A 20,299-nucleotide genomic window follows, 5' to 3' on the forward strand; every position below is an offset into this window, starting at 1 on the left:
ATGCTCGGACGCTTCTCCAATCGCCGCACCGCCGCCTCGCCCGCCTGGCCGGCCGAGCCGCCGCCGCCGGTGTATGAGCCGTTGCAGCCCGCAGCGCTTGAACTGCCGCCCGCGCCCGCGGTCTCGGTCTATCCCATCCCGGCCGATGCCGCCGATGCGGCCGAGCGGCTCCCCGCGCCCGTCCCGACCACGGTCGCGCCGACGCCGGTCGCGCAGCCCGCGCCAGAACTCGCGTCGGCGCCCATCAAGCCCAAACTGCTCGAGGCCAAGGTGCGCCTCCACAAACGGCTGATCGAGGAGCTGAACCTCGCCAGCCTCGAAAAGCTGCCCGAGCAGGAGCTGCGGCGCGAGATCCACACCATCATCTCCGGCTGGGTCGTCGCCGAGCGCCTGCCCCTCAACGCCAAGGAGCTGGACGCCTTCGTCTCCGAGGTGCTGGACGAAATGACGGGCCTTGGCCCACTGGAGCCGCTGCTGCGCGACCCAAGCATCGCCGACATCCTGATCAACGGCCACGAGAACGTCTTTGTGGAACGACGCGGCGTGCTGGAGCAGGTGCCGTCCCTGTTCAAGGACGAGGCGCATCTGATGCGCATCATCCAGAAGATCGTCTCGGCGGTCGGTCGCCGCGTGGACGAGTCGAGCCCGCTCTGCGACGCGCGGCTGGCCGACGGCTCGCGCTTCAACTGCGCAGTTCGACCCATCGGGGTGGACGGCCCGCTCGTGTCGATCCGCAAGTTCTCCAAGTCGAAGCTGTCGCTCGACCGCCTGGTCGAGATCGGTGCCGTGCGACCGCAAATGGCCGAGCTGCTGGCTGCCGCCGTGAAGGCCCGCATCACCACGATCGTGTCGGGCGGCACCGGCTCGGGCAAGACCACGATGCTGAACGCCCTTTCCGCGTTCATCTCGCCGACCGAGCGCCTGATCACGATCGAGGATGCGGCTGAGCTGCAGCTGCAGCAGCCTCATGTCGCGCGCATGGAGACGCGGCCCGCGAACCTGGAAGGGAAGGGCGAAATTCGCCAGCGCGACCTCGTCAAGAACGCCCTGCGCATGCGCCCGGAACGCATCATCCTCGGCGAGTGCCGCGGCGAGGAAGCCTTCGACATGCTGCAGGCCATGAACACCGGCCACGAGGGCTCCATGGCGACGATTCACGCCAACAACCCCCGCGAGGCCATCTCGCGCCTGGAGCAGATGATCGGCATGGCCGGCCTGCCGCTGAGCCAGACCTCCATTCGCGGCCAGATCTCCGCCGCCGTGCGGATGATCGTGCAACTGCAGCGTCTTTCGGACGGCAAGCGGCGCGTCACCTCGGTGGCCGAGATCACCGGCATGGAAGGCGACATCATCCAGATGCAGGAGATCTACAAGTTCGTGCGCACCAGCACGGACCCGGACGGCACGATCCAGGGCCACCACGTGGCCACCGGCATTCGGCCGCGTTTCCTGCAGGAGCTGGTCGCCCACGGGGTCAACATCCCGTCCTCGCATTTCGACCCGTCGAAGCCGCTCTGACGCATGGACGCCCTCGACATCGATCCCGTCTATGCGGTGCTCGGCCTCGTCGCCCTGGCGGTCGTGCTCGTCGTGGAAGCGTTGTACCTGCTCGTCTACGACAAGAAGGACTACCGCACCCGCGTGAACCGGCGCCTGTCGCTCGGCGGCAAGGGCGACGCGCCCGAACGCGTGCTCGTGCAGCTCCGCCGCGAGCGCGGCCTGAACGCCGACGGGCACGCCTCGTGGTCCGGCTGGCTCCAGCAACTCGCCCTCCAGTCGGGCGTCCGCATGGGACTGCCGCTCATCGCCGGGCTGGTCGCCCTGCCGCTGCTGGCGGGCGCCGGCGCCTACTCGGCCACGCTCGAACCGACGCTGGCGCTGGTGGCGGCCGCGTTCGCCGGGACCATTTTGCCGCTCGGCGCCCTGCTGTTCCTGCGCAAGCGACGGCAGGCCAAGTTCGCCGAGCAATTGCCGCAGGCCATCGACGTCGTGGTGCGAAGCCTGCGCGCCGGCTACCCGGTGCCGATCGCCATCGCGATGGTGGCCCGCGAAATGCCCGACCCGCTCGGCTCCGAGTTCGGCATGATCGCGGACGAGATTACGTACGGCGCCGATCTCGAGGGAGCGATGCGCAGCATGCTGGCCCGGGTCGGGCAGGAGGATCTCGCGCTGTTCGTCACGTCTATCGCGATCCAGTCGACGACAGGCGGCAATCTCGGCCAGATTCTCGAGAACCTCGCCAAGGTCATCCGCGAGCGCTTCAAGATGCGCCGCAAGGTCAAGGGCCTCTCGGCCGAAGGCAAGGTCGCGGCCGCGATCCTGAACGCCATGCCGGTTTTCGTGTTCATGGCCATCAACGTCATCAGCCCGGAATTCTACGGCGACGTCTGGGGCCAACCCTCGGCGCCCTATGTGCTCGGCGGTTCGCTCGGCTGGATGATGGTGGGCAACCTCATCATGTGGCGCATGATCAACTTCAAATTCTGAGAGCCGCCATGGACGCGCCCGAAACCGACCTCCTGTCCGGCCTCGATCCCGATCTTCTGTTCGGGGGCGCGCTCACGCTCGTCGCGCTCGCGGTGGTCGCGGGCGTGGTGTGGACGTTGATGCGCGTGCGCCGGCAGGTCCGCCGCCGCGCTGCGCCCAGCCTCGCGCCCGCCGCCATCCAGGAAGGCGGGGCCGCGCTGGAGCGCCTGTCCGCCTATATCGCGCCCATCCTCGCGGGCGCGGACGCGCGCGAGCAGCGGCAGCTGCGCCAGCGCCTCGTGCAGGCGGGGTTCCTCTCGCCCTCGGCCGTGCCGCTCTTCTTTGGCGCCCGCCTCGCCGGCGCGGCGTTGGGCGGAGCCGGCACGGCGCTCGCGCTCTGGCTCGCTGAGAGCGACGCCAATCTGCTTGTCTGGACCGCCGCCATGGCGGGCATGGGATACTTTGGCCCGAACATCTATGTCGGCCGGCGGATCAAGGCCCGAGTCGAATCCTACCGGATGGGATTTCCCGATTTCATGGACCTCATGGTCGTCTGCGCCGAGGCCGGCCTGCCAATGGAATCCGCCATCGACCGAATCTCCCGCGAGCTCGTGCAATCCTATCCCTGGCTGGCCGAGAACCTCGCCATGGTGTCGCTGGAGATTCGCGCCGGAACCCCGATGGGGGAGGCGTTGAACCGTCTCGGCCAGCGTCTTGGGCTCGAAGAAGCCGTCACCTTCGCGGCGCTACTCCAGCAATCCACCGAGCTGGGCGCCAGCCTCTCTCAGTCTTTGCGCGTCTATTCCGATGAGATGCGCAACAAGCGTATGTCGCGCGCAGAAGAAAAGGCCTATGCGCTTCCGGCAAAGCTTGTGGTTCCCTTAACGGTTTTCGTCTTCCCTGTCCTGATCATCACGCTGCTCTATCCGGCCGGCGTCCGGGTCATGTCCTCTTTTGCGAATTCCTGACAATGCGCATCGTCTCGATCTTGTCCCTTGCTCTGGCCGGCTTCGCGTCGTTGGGTCTTGCGGGCTGCAATCCCGTGCTGGCGCCGGGCGGTGAGGCGACCCTCGAGGTGAGCGCCGCAACGCCGGCGCCGGCCGCGACCACGGTCGTGCAGGTTGCGGCGACGCCGGCGCCAGAAGGGCAAGCCGACCTGGAACTCGGCCAAAAGCACTTCGCCGCAGGCCGCTACGGCCTGGCCGAGATGCATTTTCGCAAATCCGTCGAGAGCCCCGGCGCGACCGCCGAGGCATGGCTCGGCTTGGCGGCTTCTTACGACCAGTTGCGCCGCTACGATCTCGCCGATCGCGCCTACGCCAAGGCCGAGCAGCTTGGCGGACGTACGCCCGCTTTTCTGAACAATCGCGGCTATTCCTATCTGCAGCGCCGCAACTTCAAGCTCGCTAGCCAAAACCTCTCCGCCGGCCTGGCGAGGGATCCCGAGAACCCCGAGATCGCCGCGAACCTGCAGGAGCTGGACAGGCAGGTGCGCGTCGCGCGTCCCGGCCGCTGACGCTGGCGCTCCAGCCGCTCTCGAACCTCCCGGAAGGCGCATGGAACGGCGGCGCGGCGGCGCCGTTTTCGCACAGGAATGCCGGAGAGCGAGCATGGACGAGGAGTTGAAGCAGCGCATTCGCGTGCGGGCGCACGAAATCTGGATGAACGAGGGCCGCCCTCACGGGCGTGACCAAGACCATTGGGACCAAGCCTTCCGCGAACTTTCCGCGTCGGGCGGCGCCGCCGCCGAAGCGGTTGAGACTCAGGCCTCCGCAGGCGCGGCGGCGAAATCCGGCCGCGGCGGGCGCAGCAAGAAAGCGCCTCCCGGCTCAACAGCGTCAGATGCCGCGAGCACGGCCGGCGAGAGCGCGTCGGGCCGCCGTCGCTGACGCGGGCGCGCCGCCGGGACACGGCCGCTATGCGGCCGTCATGGTTGCGGCAGGGCTGTCCGGCGTGTCTGATGAACGCCCATAGAAGCCCCAGGAGCCCGCCTTGCCTCACCAGCCCGCTGCCGACCGCTATGAAAGCGGCATGATCTACAACCGGGTCGGCCGGAGCGGCTTGATGCTGCCGGCGATCTCGCTCGGCCTCTGGCACAATTTCGGCCTGGACCGGCCGCAGGACACCGCACGCGCGATTGCTCGCAAGGCGTTTGATCTCGGGATCACGCATTTCGACCTGGCCAACAATTACGGCCCGCCGCCGGGTTCGGCCGAAAGCGCCTTCGGCGAGATCCTGCGCACTGATTTCGCCGGCCTTCGGGACGAACTCGTGATTTCCACGAAGGCCGGCTATCGCATGTGGCCGGGACCCTATGGCGAATGGGGCAGCCGCAAATACCTGATCTCCAGCCTTGACCAGAGCCTCAAGCGCCTCGGGCTCGACTATGTGGACATTTTTTATTCACACCGCTTCGACCCGAACACGCCGCTCGAGGAGACCATGGGGGCGCTCGACTCGATCGTGCGCCAGGGCAAGGCGCTCTACGTCGGCATCTCGTCCTACAATGCTCAGCGGACCCGCGAGGCCGCCCGCATCCTGCGCGAGCTCGGCACGCCCTGCATCATTCACCAGCCGAGCTACTCGATGATCAATCGCTGGATCGAGGACGACGGCCTTCTCGACGTGCTCGATCAGGAGGGCATGGGCTCCATCGTGTTTTCCCCGCTCGCACAGGGCATGCTCACCGATAAATACCTCCACGGCGTTCCTGGCGACAGCCGCGCCGCAGCCGGCAAGTCGCTCCGCTCCACGTTCCTGAACGACGAGAACATCAGCCGCGCCAGGGCTCTCGACGCCATCGCGCGGCGGCGCGGCCAGACGCTCGCGCAGATGGCGCTCGCGTGGGTGCTCAGGGGCGGGCGCGTCACCTCGGCGCTCATCGGAGCGAGCCGGCCCGAGCAGGTGGAAGACTGCGTCGTGGCGCTCAAGAACCTGGAGTTCACGCCTGCGGAACTCGCCGAGATCGACACCCATGCGGTAGAGGGCGGCGTCAATCTTTGGGCGGCGTCGGCCGAACGCGCGGGGCCCCCGCGCTAGCGCATCATTCCGCCGGGTGGATAACGATCAGCGGACAAAGATGGTGCAAAGACGGAGACCTAGCGCGCACGGGTGCTGTCGCGCATCACGATCTCGGCCGGCAGGCGGATTTCCCGCGAGGCGGGCTGGCGGCCTTCGATGAGGTCCACCAGCATGGCGGCGGCGCGCGCGCCGATCTCGGTTCGGGCCTGCCGCACCGTCGTGAGCGACGGATTGTAGGCCGCCGCGAACTCGATGTCGTCGAAGCCCGCAACTGAGACATCGCGCGGCGCAGAGAGCCCGGCGGCCGTGAGCGCCCGGATGGCGCCCATCGCCATGGCGTCGTTGCACGCGAAAATTGCGTCCGGCCGCGCGGGCAGGGCGAGCAGCGCGTGCGCGGCATCCTCGCCGGCCCGGATCGAAAAGTCTCCCGGCCGCACCAGCGAGGCGTCGAGCGGCAGGCCATGCGCCTCCAAGGCCTCGCGATAGCCCGCGAAGCGATCGTGCTCCAGCACGTTTGCGGCAGGTCCCGCCACATAGGCGATGCGCCTATGCCCTTGTTCGATCAAGCGTTCGGTCATCGCCCGCGCAGCTTCGCGGTTCGCGGTCTCGACATGGGGGAGCCCGGATCCGGGAATGCGCTCGCAAAGACTGACGGTCGGCGCACCAGCCAGTTCCCCGGTCGCGGCCGAGAGAAGCCGCCCATTCAAGAGCAGCAGGCCGTCCACACGGCCGGCGCGCACGAAATCGGCGTGGTCGCGCTCGCGTTCGGGGTCGTTGCCCGTATCGGCGATGATCAGGCTGTATCCCGCAGGCCGCAGCGTCGCGGCGATGCCCTGGAGCACCTGCGAAAAGAAGATGTTGGACACATCCGGAACCACGGCCAGCACCGCATGAGTGCGGCTCGTGCGCAGGTTGCGGGCCGCGACGTTCAGCACATATCCGGTCTCGCGCACGGCCTGCATTACGGCGTCACGGGTCTTCGGCTTCACCTGTTCGGGATTGGCGAGGGTTCGGCTGACGGTGGCTGTCGAAACCCCGGCGCGCCGGGCGACATCGTCGATCTTCGGCCTTTGTAGACGCTCGCCCATACTGTCGTCGGACCTTCCCGCGAGCGCCGCAGCAGCGCAAGGTAGACTGCGGACGCTTGACACGCGTCCCTCATGTGGCACTCTATGCAAAAATGTAATCGATTACAAATCGAAACGCATCGCGCTCAAGACGATGCTGCGGGAGGATGAACAATGACCAGCAAGGGTGCGCGGCTAGCGCCGCACAGGACCGCCACGAACCTCGTAACTCTCGGCGCGGCGCTCGCCGGCGTCGCGCTTTGGGCGGCTCCCGCGGTCGCCCAGGCCAACAAAGCCGAGGTAATCCACTGGTGGACGTCAGGAGGCGAGTCGGCCGCCGTGAAGGTGTTCGCCGAGCAGTTCGCGAAGGCCGGGGGCACCTGGGTTGACACCGCGATCGCGGGCGGCGCCAACGCCCGCACGGCGGCCATCAACCGCACCGTCGGCGGCACGCCGCCCACCATGATGCAGTTCAACACCGGAAAGCAGTTCGACGAACTGGTTGAGAACGACCTGCTCAACGACGTTGACGCGATCGCGACCGAGCAGAAGTGGAAGGACAAGATCCCGGGTCCGATCCTGGCTGCCACCACCCGCAACGGCAAAATGTTCGCCGTGCCGGTCAACATCCACGGCCAGAACTGGCTGTTCTACAACACCGAGGTCTTGAAGAAGGTCGGGGCCGAGGAGCCCAAGACCTGGGATGACCTGATCCCGATCCTCGACAAGATCAAGGCCGCCGGCCTGATCCCGCTCGCGTTCAGCGGCCAGAAAACCTGGGAACGCAACCTGTTCAACGCCGTGCTGATCGGGCAGGGCGGCCCGGAGCTCTGGCAAGCGGTCTACGGCAAGAAAGACCCGGCTGCCGTGAAGAGCGCCGCGTTCAAAAATGTCGCCGAGACCTATGCCAAGCTGCGCGGCTATGTCGATCCGGGCGCGCCCGGCCGCAATTGGAACGACGCGTCCGCGCTCGTGATCCAGGGCAAGGCCGGCTTCCAGGTCAACGGCGACTGGGCCAAGGGCGAATTCATCGCGGCCGGCCAGACGGCAGGCAAGGAATATGGCTGCACCATCCTGAGCAAGGCTGGCGGCGGCTACGTGATGGGCGGCGACGTCTTCGCGTTCCCGAAAACCAAGGACCCGAACCAGCTCAAGACGCAAATCATGCTGGCCAAGCTGATGCTGGAGCCCGAGACCCAGATCGCCTTCAACACCAAGAAGGGCTCGATCCCCGTCCGGACCGACGTGGACGTGAGCTCGATGGACATCTGCGCCCAGAAGGGAGCCAAGATGGCGGCCGACAAGGCCCAGCAGGCGCCCGCCATGGAGTTGCTGACGCCGCCATCCGTGACCGGCGCGGTGGAGGATGTGATCTCGTCCTTCTGGAACACGCCCGCCCAGAGCACGGACCAGTTCGCGGACAAGTTTGCCGCGGCGCTGAAGCAGATCTGACCCCGCGCCGGCCCGCCCCGTGCGGGCCGGTTTTCCTGTCGTTCGCTCCGGGCGCGCGTTGCGCCGTGGGAGGATCGCCATGCGCGCCATCAGGCCTCGCCTCGCATCCCGCTTCGCCGCGCTCCTCGGGCTCGCGCCGGCGCTTGCGATCCTGGTCGTCGTCTATGTCGGCTGCACGGCATGGACGATCTGGATCTCGATGACGTCGTCCCGGATGCTGCCGAGCTCGAACTTCGTCGGGCTGCGCCAATACGAGGCGCTGTTCGCCAACGAGCGCTGGCAGGTCTCGGTCGGCAATCTGGCGGTATTCGGCGTGCTGTTCATGCTCGTCAGCATCGCGCTCGGCTTCCTGCTGGCGGTGGCGATCGACCAGCGCGTGCGGGGCGAGAACCTGCTGCGCTCCATCTTCCTCTACCCGTTCTCGATGTCGTTCATTGTCACCGGCCTCGTTTGGCAGTGGCTGCTGAACCCGACCTTCGGCATCGAGAAGATGGGCCGCGACCTCGGGTTCGCCGCCTTCCGCTTCGACTGGATCGTGCGTCAGGACATGGTGATCTACACGCTCGTCTTCGCGGCCGTGTGGCACGCCGCCGGGCTCGTCATGGCGATCATGCTGGCGGGCCTGCGCGGCATCGACGAGGACATCTGGAAGGCCGCCCGCATCGACGGCCTGCCGCCCTGGCGGGTTTATCTCTCGGTCGTCATCCCGATGCTGGGCGCGAGCTTCGCCACCGCCTCCGTGCTGCTCGCCACCAGCGTGGTGCGGCTCTACGACCTCTCGGTCGCGATGACCAATGGCGGACCTGGAGTCGCCTCCGAGGTGCCGGCGAAGTTCGTCATGGATCACCTGTTTGAGCGCGGCAATCTCGGCCTCGCGACCGCGGCCGCCACCTCCATGCTGATCACGGTCGCGGCCGTGGTCGGGCCCTGGCTTTATTGGCAGAGCCGCCGAACCGGGAGGGCGCACGCATGACCGCGCCCGCCGAAAGCATGCGGCCGGCCTGGCCCAATTCGCCCGCCGCCCCGCGAGCCCTGGAGCCCAGCGGCGCCCGCCCGAGGCGGCTCAACCCCGCCCGGGTCGGCCTCTACGCCTTCCTGGCGATCACGGCGCTGTTCTTTCTGACGCCGCTCTACGTAATGGTGGTCACGTCGCTGAAGGAGTTGAGCGAGATCCGCTCCGGCGCGATCCTGTCATTGCCGCTGGCGCCCACCATCGAGCCCTGGATCAAGGCCTGGTCCTCGGCCTGCACGGGCCTCAGCTGCAACGGCATCAGCGTCGGCTTCTTCAACTCGGTGGCCATCCTGGTGCCGTCCGTGATCGCCTCCATCGCCGTGGGGGCGCTCACCGGCTACGCGCTGTCGTTCTGGCGCGTCAGGGGCTCGGGCGTGCTGTTCGGCGCGCTGATGATCGTCGCCTTCGTGCCCTACCAGATCTTCATCTACCCGCTGGTGCGCGTCTTCGCCTTCGTGGGCATCAACAACTCGATCCCGGGCATCGTCGTCATCCACACCATCTTCGGCCTGCCGACGATGACGCTGCTGTTTCGCAACTACTTCGTCTCGCTGCCGCCCGAACTGTTCAAGGCCGCGCGGGTCGATGGCGCAGGTTTTTTCCGCATCTTTTGGTCCGTGATGCTGCCCATGGCGACGCCGATGATCATCGTCGCCGTGATCCTGCAGGTCACCGGCATCTGGAACGACTTCATCCTCGGGCTCGTCTTCGCCGGCCGCGAGAACCTGCCGATGACCGTGCAGCTCAACAACATCGTCAACTCGACCCAGGGCGAGCGCGCCTACAACGTCGACATGGCCGCCACGATCCTGACGGCGCTTGTTCCCCTGGTCGTCTATTTCGCATCCGGACGCTGGTTCGTCCGCGGCATCGCTTCCGGCGCGGTGAAAGGCTGACCATGACCAAACGCTGCGACGTTTCTATTCGCGGAGTCGAGATCTCCTTCGGCGCCGTGCGCGTGCTGGAGAAGCTCGACCTGGAGGTCGCCCAGTCCGAGTTCCTGGTGCTGCTGGGGCCGTCCGGCTGCGGCAAGTCCACGCTGCTGAACGCCATCGCGGGGTTGATCGACGTGCAGGCCGGGAAGGTCTGGATCGGCGGGCGCAACGTCACCTGGGAGGAGCCGAAGGACCGCGACATCGCGATGGTGTTCCAGTCCTACGCGCTCTACCCGCGCATGACGGTGCGCGGCAACATGTCGTTCGGCCTCAAGGTGGCGGGCATGCCGTCCGCCGAGATCGAGAAGCGCGTCGCCGCCGCGGCCGCGATGCTGAAAATCACCGAACTGCTGGACCGGCGGCCGGCAGAACTCTCCGGCGGCCAGCGACAGCGCGTGGCGATCGGCCGGGCGCTGGTGCGCGACGCGGGCGTCTACCTGTTCGACGAGCCGCTCTCCAACCTCGACGCTCAGCTGCGGGCCGAGTTGAGGGTCGAGATCAAGAGACTGCACCATCGTCTTGCTGCGACGATGATTTATGTCACGCATGATCAGATCGAGGCGCTCACGCTGGCCGACCGGATCGCCGTCATGAAGGATCGCGTGATCCAGCAGCTCGGCACGCCGAACGAGATCTATCGGACGCCCGCCAACCGCTTCGTCGCCTCCTTCGTGGGCTCGCCGGCCATGAGCTTCGTGCCGGGATCTTACGAGGTGCGCGAAGGCTTGCCCTGGTTCCACGCCGAGGGCGTGGCGGCGCCGCTTCAGGGCTACGGCTTCGCCGACCGCCTCCAGCCCGGCGCTCCCATTGAGCTCGGCGTCCGGCCAGAACATGTCGAGGCCGGCGGGGACATCAGCGCCGCCATCGAGATGGTGGAGCCCATGGGCTCCGACCAGCTCGCCTGGCTGCGGCTCGGCAAGCACCCTGTTTCCATGCGCCTCTCCGCCGAGGCCGTCGCCGCGCCCGGCGCGCCCATGCCGATCCGGCTGCCGCCCGACAAGCTGAACCTCTTCGACGCCGCCTCCGGCCGTCGCCTCTGATCCGATCTGAAAGGACTCCCCTGATGACGCCCCTCGACGGCCTTTCCTTCCAGCTTTACTCGGCCCGCATGATGGAGCCGCTCGAAGCCCAGTTCGAACTGCTCGCCGGCCTCGGCTACCGCAAGGTCGAGCCCTTCGGCGGCCTGCTTGGCGATCCCGACAGGCTGAAGCGCCAGCTCGACGAGCACGGCATGGCCGCCCCGAGCTGCCATGTCGGCATGGACCGCCTGCGGGCCGACCCGGTCGCCACGGTGAAGCTCTGCCGCGGGCTCGGCATCGAGACCATCTACGCCCCCGCGCCGCCACCCGGCGAGCGCGACGGCGGCGAGGCCGAGTGGACCGCGATGGGACGCGAGCTGAACGGCATCTGCAAGACCGTCAACGGCGAGGGCCTGCGCTTCGGCTGGCACAACCACCATTTCGAGTACGGCCAGACTGCCGACGGCCGCCGCTTCCTCCACATCCTGCTGGAGGAAGCGCCGCAGATGCTGTGGGAAGCCGACCTCGCCTGGATCGTGCGCGGCGGAGCCGATCCCATCGCCGAGGTGAAGCGCTACGCCGGCCGCGTCGAGGTCGTGCACGTCAAGGACATCGCGCCAGAAGGCCATTGCGCCGACGAGGACGGCTGGGCCGATCCCGGCCACGGCGTACTTGATTGGAGCGCGATCGTGCCCGTGCTGCAGGAGATCGGCGTAAAGCTCTTCGTCGCCGAGCATGACAAGCCCAACGACGTCGCCCGCTTCGCCCGCCGGGCGATGACCACCGTCGCATCCTGGCGCTGAGGAGAAAACCCATGCGGGAGCTTGGTGTCGGCGTCGTCGGCTGCGGCGTCATTTCGACCATCTACATGCAGAACATGCCGTTGTTTCGGGGCGTGAGGCTCGTCGCCTGCGCCGATCTCGCGGCGGAGCTGGCCCGCTCGCAGGCGGAGAAATTTGGCGCCCGGGCGCTCACCATCGACGCGCTGATGCGCGACCCGGAGGTGGACGTCGTCCTCAACCTCACCCCGCCCAACGCCCATTTCGAGGTGAGCCACGCGGCGCTCACGGCCGGCAAGCACGTCTTCACCGAGAAGCCGCTCTGCGTCTCGGCCGAGGACGGCCGCAGGCTGCTGCGCGAGGCCGACGGACGGGGCCTCAAGCTCGGCTGCGCTCCCGACACGTTCCTGGGCGCCGGCGGAAGGCTGGCGCGCGAGACGGTCGACAGCGGCCAGATCGGCCGCGTCCTCGCGGGCTCGTGCTTCCTGATGTCCCACGGCATGGAGCACTGGCACCCGAACCCCGAGTTCTTCTTCAAGCCCGGCGGCGGCCCGATCCTCGATATCGGACCCTATTATCTTGGCGCGCTGTGCAATCTGCTTGGCCCGGTCGCGAGCGTGCAGGCGCTGTCCTCCACAGGCTTCGCCGAGCGCATCGTCTCGGCCGAAGGGCCGCGCAAGGGCGACCGCATCAAGGTGGAAACGCCCACCACCGTGATGGCGCTCCTGCGTTTCGCAGGCGGCGCCGACCTCGTTTTCTCGATGAGCTGGGACGTGTGGAAGCATGGCCACCCGCCGATCGAGCTCTACGGCACGGAGGGCTCGTTCCGGGCGCCGGACCCGAACTTCTTTGGCGGCGTCGTCGAGGTGACGGCGCGCGGCGAGGATTGGCGGGTGCTGGATTCCTCCTCGCGGCTCTACGGCAAGCCGAACTGGCGCTCGCCCAACTGGGCGCCGACCTTGCCGGACCGCGCCAACTACCGCTGCCTCGGGCTCGCCGACCTCGCCAGCGCAGTGCTGCACGGCACGCCGCACCGCTCGTCCGGCGCCTTCGCGTCGCACGTGCTGGACGTCATGCACGCGATCCTGCAGGCCGGCGTGGGCGGCGGGGCGATCCGCATCGAGTCGCGTGTGGAGCGGCCGGCGCCGCTCTCCGACGAAGAGGCGGCGTCCTATTGGCGCGGCCAAGCGGCCTGAGGGGAACAGCCATGCCAGCCACCATGAAAGGGCCCGCGATCTTCCTGGCCCAGTTCGCCGGCGACGCCGCGCCCTTCAACAGCTTCGACGCCATCTGCGGCTGGGCCGCCGGGCTCGGCTACAAGGGCGTCCAGGTCCCGACCTTCGACCCGCGCATGATCGACCTCGACAAGGCGGCCGAGTCGCAGACCTATTGTGACGAGATTGCCGGCGTGGCGGCGAGCCACGGCTTGGCGATCACGGAGCTGTCGACGCATCTGCAGGGCCAGCTCGTCGCCGTGCACCCGGCCTATGACGAAGCCTTCGACGCTTTTGCGCCCGCGGCGCTGCGCGGCAAGCCGCAGGCCCGCCAGGAATGGGCGGTGGACCAAATGCTCAAGGCCGCCAGCGCCTCCCGGCGTCTTGGCCTCACTGGCAGCGTCAGCTTCACGGGCGCGCTGGCCTGGCCGTTCCTGTACCCCTGGCCGCAGCGGCCGCCCGGGCTGATCGAGACCGCCTTCACGGAGCTGGGGCGCCGCTGGACGCCGATCCTCGACGCCTACGAGGAGGCGGGCGTGGACCTCTGCTACGAGATCCACCCCGGCGAGGACGTGTTCGACGGCGCGACCTTCGAGATGTTCCTGGAGGCGACCTGCAATCACCCCCGCTGCGCCATCAACTACGATCCGTCGCACTTCCTGCTGCAGCAGTTGGATTACCTCGCCTTCATCGACATCTACGCGGATCGCATCCGCGCCTTCCACGTCAAGGACGCCGAGTTCAACGGTTCCGGCCGGCAGGGCGTCTATTCGGGCTTCCAGCCCTGGCTGGACCGCGCCGGGCGGTTCCGCTCGCTGGGTGACGGGCAGGTCGACTTCAAGGCGATCTTCTCGCGCCTCGCAGCCATCGGCTACGACCGCTGGGCCGTGCTGGAATGGGAGTGCTGCCTGAAGAACGCCGAGGACGGCGCCCGCGAGGGCGCGGGTTTCATCCGCGACCACATCATTAGGGTGACGGACAAAGCCTTCGACGATTTCGCCGGCGGCGATGTCGATCCCACGCAGGCGCGGCGCATGCTCGGGCTGGGGAGGGAGTGATGGCGAGCCCACGCATTCGCCTCGGCATGGTGGGCGGCGGGGAGGGGGCCTTCATCGGCGCCGTACACCGCATCGCGGCCCGCCTCGACGACCGCTACGAGCTGGTGGCAGGCGCCCTTTCGTCCACGCCCGACAGGGCGTTGCGCTCCGCCCAGGCGCTGGGCCTGGCGCCGGACCGCTCCTACCCGGACTTCGCCGCGATGGCGCGCGCCGAGGCGGCGCGGCCGGACGGGATCGAGGCCGTCGCCATCGTGACGCCCAACCACATGCACGCGCCGGCCGCCGAGGCGTTCCTGGACGCCGGGGTGCACGTGATCTGCGACAAGCCGCTCACCGCCACGCTGGGGGAAGCGTGGCGCCTGCGTGACAAGGCCCATGCCAGCGACCGCATCTTCGCGGTGACCTACAACTACACCGGCTATCCGCTGGTGCGGCATGCGCGCCGGATGATCCGCGACGGCGAACTCGGCGCGATCCGGGTGATCCAGGTCGAATACCCGCAGGAGTGGCTCTCCACCCCGCTGGAGCAGACCGGCCAGAAGCAGGCCGACTGGCGCACCGATCCGGCCCGCTCGGGCGCGGGCGGATGCATCGGCGACATCGGCACGCACGCTTTTCAGCTCGCGCACTTTGTTTCTGGTCTTGCGCCCAGCCACGTGCTGGCCGAGGTCACCACCTTTGTGCCTGGCCGACGGCTCGACGACAACGTCCAGGTGCTCCTGCGTTACGCCGAGGGCGCGCGTGGCGCGTTGTGGGCCAGCCAGGTCGCTCCCGGCAACGACAACGGCCTGCGCCTGCGCGTGTTTGGCGACAAGGGCGGCATCGACTGGCGTCAGGACGAACCGAACCGACTGACATGGTCGCCGCTGGGCGAGGCCCCGCGCCTGATCGGCCGGGGTACCGCCGCCATGAACGCCGATGGCCAGCGCGTCAACCGCATTCCGGCCGGCCATCCGGAGGGCTACCTCGAAGCCTTTGCGACGCTTTATTCCGAAGTCGCCGACGCGATCCTGGCCAAGCGCTCAGGTGGCTCCGTGGACGCCGCCGTCACCTTCCCGACGATCGGGGACGGCTTCGCGGGCGTGGCGTTCGTGGATGCGGCGCTGCGGTCGAGTGAGGGCGGGGGCGTCTGGGTCTCCCCGGATCGTTAAGGGGAACAGCAGCCCCATCCGGGCGCGAAGAAGCGCGCGTGGTGGATGGCGCCCATTCCCACAACCGCACTTGTGGGAGGCGGGCCGCCGTTCCATGATCCGTTTCCCCCGTCAGAGCGAAGCGATCATGACCCGAATTCAACATCTTCTCGCCGGCGCAGCCATCGCGCTCACGGTTGGCCTCGCGGCCTCGCCGTCCATGGCCGGCCGCGACCGATTCGTGGTCGACCTCGTCAACGAGCCGTCCTCGCTGGACCCGCAGGTGCAGTGGAACCCGGACAGCTACTACGTTTACCGGAACATCTTCGACAACCTCGTCACCCGCGACGACAAGGGGGCGCTCGCGCCCGAGATCGCCACGGCGTGGAAGCAGGTCTCCGACACCGAGATGGAGTTCACCATCCGGGACGACGTCACCTTCCATGACGGCAAGAAGCTGACGCCTGAGGACGTGGTGTTCAGCGTCAAGCGCATCACGGACCCGAAGTTCGGCAGCCCGCAGCTCGGGCAGTTCAACAAGATCACGGACGCGGTGGCGACCGGCCCGAACACCGTGAAGCTCGTCACCGACGGTGCCTACCCGGCGCTGCTGGCGCAGCTCGTGAAGCTGTCGATCGTGCCCAAGCACGTCGTCGAGGCGGTCGGCAAGGACGCCTTCAACGCCAAGCCTGTCGGCAGCGGCCCCTACGTGTTCGCCGACTGGTCGCGCGGCGTGGCCGTGACGCTGAAGCGCAACGACAAATACTGGGGCAAGAAGGCCCCATTCCCGGAAGTCGCCTTCCGCGCCGTGCCTGACGCCTCCACGCGCGTCGCCAACCTGCAGGCGGGCTCCAGCGACCTCGGCGTCAGCCTCGACAGCGACCTCGCGGCGCAGATCAAGTCCTCTCCCAAGGCCAAGCCGCTGTCGGTGCTCACCGAGCGCGTGGCCTATCTGCGGCTGAATCCGTCCAAGCCCCCGTTCGACAAGGGCGACATCCGCCGCGCCGTCGCGATGGCGATCGACAAGGAAGCGCTGGTCCAGGGCATCCTCGGCGGCTACGACAAGGCCGTGCCCGAGATGCTGACGCCCGCCCATTTCGGCTGGGTGGAAGGCGTCGAAGCGCCGGCCTTCGACCCGAAGAAGGCCAAGCAGATCGTCGAGGCGGCCGGTCCCGCCGGCCAGCAGGAGATCGAGCTCTCCACCGCGCCGGTGTTCGACCAGCGCATCGTCCAGGCCGTTCAGCAGATGCTGGCCGATGTCGGCCTGAACGTGAAGATCAACATGTCCGACATGGCGTCCTACCTGAAGCGCGCGCAGAGCGGTCCGGAAAGCACCCCGGCGCTCAGCTACGGCCGCTGGTCCTGCGCCTGCCAGGACGCCGACGGCGTGCTGTTCCCGCTGATGCACAACTCGAGCGGCTGGTCGGCCTACCGCAACACCACAACGGACAAGCTGCTCGAAGCCGCGCGCGCGACCCTGAACCAGGACAATCGCATGGCGGCCTACAAGCAGGTGCACGAGATCATCGCCAAGGAAGTTCCGCTGATCCCGCTCTACCAGTCGGCCATCATCTACGGCGCGGCCAAGCCGCTCGTCTGGCAGCCCACCCCGAACGAAAGCATGTTCCTGAACCGGATGGACTGGAAGGAGTAGCGCGGGCGCCCGGCCATGGCGGGTTTTCTTGCCCGGCGGCTTGCCCAGGCGCTGGTGACGATTTTTGGCGTTGCGACGCTGATCTTCTTCCTCCAGCGCCTCACTGGCGATCCGACCTATCTCCTCGTGCCCGAGACCGCGACGCCGGCCGATATCGACGCCATGCGTCGCAGCCTCGGCTTCGACCGGCCGTTGGTGGTTCAGTACGCGTCGTTTCTGGCCGACCTGCTGCGCTTCGATCTCGGCCGCTCGGTGATCCAGAATGCGCCTGTCACGACCATCATCGCCTCCCGGGTGCCTTACACGTTGGCGTTGGCTGCCGGCGCCCTGCTGGTTGCGTGCGGCATCGGCATCCCGGTTGGGATCGCGATGGCGTTGTGGCGCGACAGCGTCTTCGCCAAGGCGTTGTCCGGGCTCGTGCTGGCGGCCCAGAGCCTGCCGACCTTCTGGAGCGGCATCCTGCTCATCCTCGTGTTCGCGGTGACGCTCGGCTGGCTGCCGCCCTCAGCCACGGGTGGGATCTCGCATCTCGTCCTGCCCTCCGTGGCGCTTGGCCTGCTCAGCATGGCGACCTTCGCGCGCATCACCCGCACGGCGCTGCTGGACGAGCTGTCGCGCGACTATGTCCGCACCGCCCGCGCCCGCGGCGTGCTGCCCGGACGGTTGCTGGGGCGTCATCTGGCCCGCAACGCCGCCATTCCGGTGATCACCGTGGCGGCGCTCGAGATCTCCAACCTGCTCGCCGGCGCGGTGATCGTCGAGACCGTGTTCGCCTGGCCAGGGCTCGGGCAGGTCACCGTGCAGTCCATTCTGGCGCGCGACTTTCTGGTCGTGCAGGGCGTGGTCCTGCTCGGCGCCTTCGTGACGGTGGCGCTGAATCTTGCGGCCGACATCCTTTACAGCGTAGTCGACCCGCGCATCCGCCTGACGGGAGCCCGGGCGTGAGCGCCGTGTCGCAACCCCTCGCGCGTCGACGGGCAGGTCCGCGCTGGAGCCTGTGGGCGCCGGCCGCGCTGCTGGCGTTGCTGGTCGTCATCGCGCTCGCAGCGCCGTGGCTTGCGCCTTATTCGCCGACGCAGCAGAACCTGCTCGCACGTCTCAAACCGCCGGGTTTCGTGTCGCGTGGGGTCACCTATTGGCTGGGCAGCGATGAACTTGGGCGCGACCTCCTGAGCCGCCTCATCCACGGCGCGCGGATCTCGCTGCTGGTGGCGTTCTCCTCCGTGATCCTGTCCGGCCTGGTCGGCACGACGCTCGGCATGATGGCCGGCTACCTGCGCGGGCCGGTCGAGACGGTCGTCATGCGGGTGGTGGACATCTTTCTGTCGGTGCCCGCCATCCTGCTCGCCATCATCACGGTGGCGGTGCTCGGCCCGGGGCTCATCAACGTCATCGTCGTGCTGGCGCTCACCCGCTGGCCCCGCTACGCGCGTGTGGCCTATGGGCAGACGCTCGGCGTGTCGAACATGCCCTATGTGCGGCTCGCCGCCTTCATGGGCGCGCGCGCGCCGCGCATCCTGTGGCGGCACGTGCTGCCCAACATCATCGGCGCGATGACGGTGGTGGCCACGCTGGAGTTCGGCCTGATGGTGCTGTTCGAGGCCGGCCTGAGCTTTCTCGGCCTCGGCGTGCAGCCGCCAACCGCGAGCTGGGGCGCGATGCTGAGCACCGGCCGCAACTATCTCGCCACCGCCTGGTGGATCGCCACCTTCCCGGGCCTGTGCCTCTTCGTGCTCGTGCTCGCCGTGAACCTGATCGGCGACGACCTGCGCGACCGTTTCGATCCAAGAGCCTCATGAGGACGCCATGACCCAATTCCCAGATCTCGCCGGCAAACGCGCCGTGGTGACAGGATCGGGCGGCGTGATCGGCCGCTGGATCGCCGAGGTCCTCGTTGAGGCGGGCTGCCGCTTATGCCTGACGGACACCGACCAGGGCGCTCTCGAAGCTCAACTCTCCGGTCTCCGTGCGCCTGAAGGCAGCTTCGGCCATGCCGCCGATCTCACGGATTCGGCCTCGATCGAGGCGCTGGCGGCCGCCGTGGGCGAACGCTGGGGCGCGGCCGACATCCTGGTCAACAATGCCGGGATCTACCCGTCCGGCTTTCTGCTGGACATCGACGTCGCCGAGTTCGATCGAATCTTTTCGATCAACCTGCGCGCGCCCTTCATCCTCACTCGGGCGCTCGCGACCCAGATGGTGCGGCAGGGCGTGAAGGGCTCCATCATCAACATATCGTCTGGCGCCTCGCGCAAGATGCGACGCACCGTCGTGCCTTACTGCACGTCCAAGACCGCTTTGGACCGGCTCACCAAGGGTTTTGCCGTCGAGTTGGCCGAGTTCGGCATCCGCGCCAACACGCTGGAGCCCGGCTTTGCGGCCGGCAGCACCGTGAGCGCGCTCACGGACGAGCACATCCGCAACACCGTGGCGCAGATCCCGTTGGGCCGGCCCTCATCGCGTGACGACGTCGGCGCAGCATTGCTCTACCTCGCGAGCGACGCCTCAGCCTATGTCACCGGATCCACCCTCACGGTCGACGGCGGCAATTCGATCGGCTCGCTGGCCGTGCACCAGGCGAAGAAGAACCCGCTATGACGGTGATAGAACCCCGCCCAGCCCCCTATGCCTGGCCGGAAGGCAAGCGCAGCGCCTTCTGCTTCACGGTGGATGTCGACGCCGAGTCGCCGTACCTGTGGAGCCTCAAGGATGCGCCGCCCTCGCGCCTGCTCGGCCAGATGGAGCAGCGCCTGTTCGGCCCGCGCGTCGGCATCTGGCGCTTGCTGGACCTGCTGGACCAGTACGACATCAGGGGCACCTTCTTTGTGCCGGGAGTGGTCGCCGAGAACCATCCGAACCTGCTGCCCGAGTTCCTGACCCGCGGCCATGAGGTCGGGCTGCACGGCTATTTCCACGAGCTGGCGTCGCAGGCCTCCGACGCGGAGTTCACCGCCGCGCTCGACGCCGCGCTGGAGCTGTTCCAGCGCCAGGCCTGCCTGACGCCCGTCGGCTTCCGGTCGCCCGCCTGGGAGATGACGCCGCACATGATCGCCGAGGTGAAGCGCCGCGGCCTCTACGACAGCTCGCTGATGGGCTTCGACCATCCCTACACGATCGACGGCGTCACGGAAGTTCCGGTCCAGTGGGCGCTGGACGACGCCGTGTACTTCAAGTTCGTGGGCGGAGGAGCCGACCACTGGCCGCCATCCGCGCCTGGTCCCATCCTGGATGGCTGGATGGATGAGTTCGAGACGCTGCACCGCTTCGGCTCGCTCACGATGCTGACGGTGCACGACTGGATCTCCGGGCGGGCTCACCGCATCCGCATGCTGGAGCGGCTGCTCGACAGGGTCACCACGGATCCGACCGTCTGGGTCACGACCGTCGCCGAAGTGGCGGCGCATCATGCCGCCTCAGCCAACGCCGAGACCTATGCGGTGAAGTCGCGCCTGCCGGACGCGATCGCGTCCCGTCGCCATGGAGCGTCCTGAC

20 protein-coding genes are annotated in these 20,299 nt (G+C 67.9%); 19 read left to right on the forward strand and 1 reads right to left on the reverse strand.

Annotated features, from left to right (window positions below; translation table 11 throughout):
- The 6 genes from IEV99_RS10070 (at position 1) to mgrA (ending at position 5,505) form a co-directional block, all read left to right on the forward strand.
- Positions 1 to 1,518: a TadA family conjugal transfer-associated ATPase gene (locus tag IEV99_RS10070; protein ID WP_188517502.1), complete on the forward strand. Its 1,518-nt coding sequence runs from the start codon at positions 1 to 3 to the stop codon at positions 1,516 to 1,518.
- A 3-nt stretch (positions 1,519 to 1,521) separates the two neighbouring features.
- Positions 1,522 to 2,487 carry a type II secretion system F family protein gene (locus IEV99_RS10075; protein ID WP_188517503.1) on the forward strand — a complete coding sequence of 322 codons (966 nt, stop codon included), beginning with the start codon at positions 1,522 to 1,524 and terminating at the stop codon, positions 2,485 to 2,487.
- 8 nt (positions 2,488 to 2,495) lie between these two features.
- Entirely contained in the window at positions 2,496 to 3,434 is a 939-nt protein-coding gene (locus IEV99_RS10080; RefSeq protein ID WP_188517504.1) for a type II secretion system F family protein, read from the forward strand.
- 2 nt (positions 3,435 to 3,436) lie between these two features.
- Entirely contained in the window at positions 3,437 to 3,982 is a 546-nt protein-coding gene (locus IEV99_RS10085; RefSeq protein ID WP_188517505.1) for a hypothetical protein, read from the forward strand.
- A gap of 94 nt (positions 3,983 to 4,076) precedes the next feature.
- Complete coding sequence (locus IEV99_RS10090; RefSeq protein WP_188517506.1) at positions 4,077 to 4,355, forward strand: DUF2934 domain-containing protein; 279 nt, start codon at positions 4,077 to 4,079, stop codon at positions 4,353 to 4,355.
- A gap of 103 nt (positions 4,356 to 4,458) precedes the next feature.
- Positions 4,459 to 5,505, forward strand: coding sequence for an L-glyceraldehyde 3-phosphate reductase (gene mgrA / locus IEV99_RS10095; RefSeq protein ID WP_188517507.1), 1,047 nt, complete (start codon positions 4,459 to 4,461; stop codon positions 5,503 to 5,505).
- A gap of 59 nt (positions 5,506 to 5,564) precedes the next feature.
- On the opposite strand, the gene IEV99_RS10100 is transcribed toward mgrA, so the two are convergent.
- Positions 5,565 to 6,575 carry a LacI family DNA-binding transcriptional regulator gene (locus tag IEV99_RS10100; RefSeq protein ID WP_188517508.1) on the reverse strand — a complete coding sequence of 337 codons (1,011 nt, stop codon included), beginning with the start codon at positions 6,573 to 6,575 and terminating at the stop codon, positions 5,565 to 5,567.
- Between the two features lie 153 nt (positions 6,576 to 6,728).
- Between IEV99_RS10100 and IEV99_RS10105 the strand changes: the two genes are divergently transcribed.
- The 13 genes from IEV99_RS10105 (at position 6,729) to IEV99_RS10165 (ending at position 20,298) form a co-directional block, all read left to right on the forward strand.
- The gene (locus IEV99_RS10105; RefSeq protein WP_188517509.1) at positions 6,729 to 8,006 is read left to right on the forward strand and encodes an ABC transporter substrate-binding protein; all 1,278 of its coding nucleotides are present in this window, start codon (positions 6,729 to 6,731) and stop codon (positions 8,004 to 8,006) included.
- 79 nt (positions 8,007 to 8,085) lie between these two features.
- The gene (locus IEV99_RS10110) at positions 8,086 to 8,979 is read left to right on the forward strand and encodes a carbohydrate ABC transporter permease (RefSeq protein WP_188517510.1); all 894 of its coding nucleotides are present in this window, start codon (positions 8,086 to 8,088) and stop codon (positions 8,977 to 8,979) included.
- Positions 8,980 to 8,996: 17 nt separating this feature from the next.
- The gene (locus tag IEV99_RS10115) at positions 8,997 to 9,914 is read left to right on the forward strand and encodes a carbohydrate ABC transporter permease (protein WP_188517742.1); all 918 of its coding nucleotides are present in this window, start codon (positions 8,997 to 8,999) and stop codon (positions 9,912 to 9,914) included.
- 2 nt (positions 9,915 to 9,916) lie between these two features.
- Positions 9,917 to 10,993 (forward strand): ABC transporter ATP-binding protein, encoded by a 1,077-nt coding sequence (locus IEV99_RS10120; protein ID WP_188517511.1) that lies wholly within the window; start codon positions 9,917 to 9,919, stop codon positions 10,991 to 10,993.
- A 23-nt stretch (positions 10,994 to 11,016) separates the two neighbouring features.
- Positions 11,017 to 11,775, forward strand: coding sequence for a sugar phosphate isomerase/epimerase family protein (locus tag IEV99_RS10125; RefSeq protein WP_188517512.1), 759 nt, complete (start codon positions 11,017 to 11,019; stop codon positions 11,773 to 11,775).
- An 11-nt stretch (positions 11,776 to 11,786) separates the two neighbouring features.
- Positions 11,787 to 12,947: a Gfo/Idh/MocA family protein gene (locus tag IEV99_RS10130; protein ID WP_188517513.1), complete on the forward strand. Its 1,161-nt coding sequence runs from the start codon at positions 11,787 to 11,789 to the stop codon at positions 12,945 to 12,947.
- Positions 12,948 to 12,958: 11 nt separating this feature from the next.
- Complete coding sequence (locus IEV99_RS10135; RefSeq protein WP_188517514.1) at positions 12,959 to 14,023, forward strand: sugar phosphate isomerase/epimerase family protein; 1,065 nt, start codon at positions 12,959 to 12,961, stop codon at positions 14,021 to 14,023.
- Positions 14,023 to 15,174: a Gfo/Idh/MocA family protein gene (locus IEV99_RS10140; RefSeq protein ID WP_188517515.1), complete on the forward strand. Its 1,152-nt coding sequence runs from the start codon at positions 14,023 to 14,025 to the stop codon at positions 15,172 to 15,174. The genes IEV99_RS10135 and IEV99_RS10140 overlap by 1 nt, the downstream gene beginning before the upstream one ends.
- A 127-nt stretch (positions 15,175 to 15,301) precedes the next feature.
- Positions 15,302 to 16,807 carry an ABC transporter substrate-binding protein gene (locus tag IEV99_RS10145; RefSeq protein WP_188517516.1) on the forward strand — a complete coding sequence of 502 codons (1,506 nt, stop codon included), beginning with the start codon at positions 15,302 to 15,304 and terminating at the stop codon, positions 16,805 to 16,807.
- A 15-nt stretch (positions 16,808 to 16,822) separates the two neighbouring features.
- Positions 16,823 to 17,752 (forward strand): ABC transporter permease, encoded by a 930-nt coding sequence (locus IEV99_RS10150; protein ID WP_188517517.1) that lies wholly within the window; start codon positions 16,823 to 16,825, stop codon positions 17,750 to 17,752.
- A complete protein-coding gene (locus tag IEV99_RS10155) occupies positions 17,749 to 18,606 on the forward strand; it encodes an ABC transporter permease (protein WP_188517518.1) in 858 nt (285 codons plus the stop codon). The genes IEV99_RS10150 and IEV99_RS10155 overlap by 4 nt, the downstream gene beginning before the upstream one ends.
- Before the next feature lie 7 nt (positions 18,607 to 18,613).
- Positions 18,614 to 19,405, forward strand: coding sequence for an SDR family NAD(P)-dependent oxidoreductase (locus IEV99_RS10160; protein WP_188517519.1), 792 nt, complete (start codon positions 18,614 to 18,616; stop codon positions 19,403 to 19,405).
- Positions 19,402 to 20,298, forward strand: a complete 897-nt coding sequence (locus IEV99_RS10165; RefSeq protein ID WP_188517520.1) for a polysaccharide deacetylase family protein — start codon at positions 19,402 to 19,404, stop codon at positions 20,296 to 20,298. The genes IEV99_RS10160 and IEV99_RS10165 overlap by 4 nt, the downstream gene beginning before the upstream one ends.
- Position 20,299 lies beyond the last annotated feature (1 nt).

This window comes from Alsobacter metallidurans (assembly GCF_014636935.1).
GTDB lineage: Bacteria > Pseudomonadota > Alphaproteobacteria > Rhizobiales > Beijerinckiaceae > Alsobacter > Alsobacter metallidurans.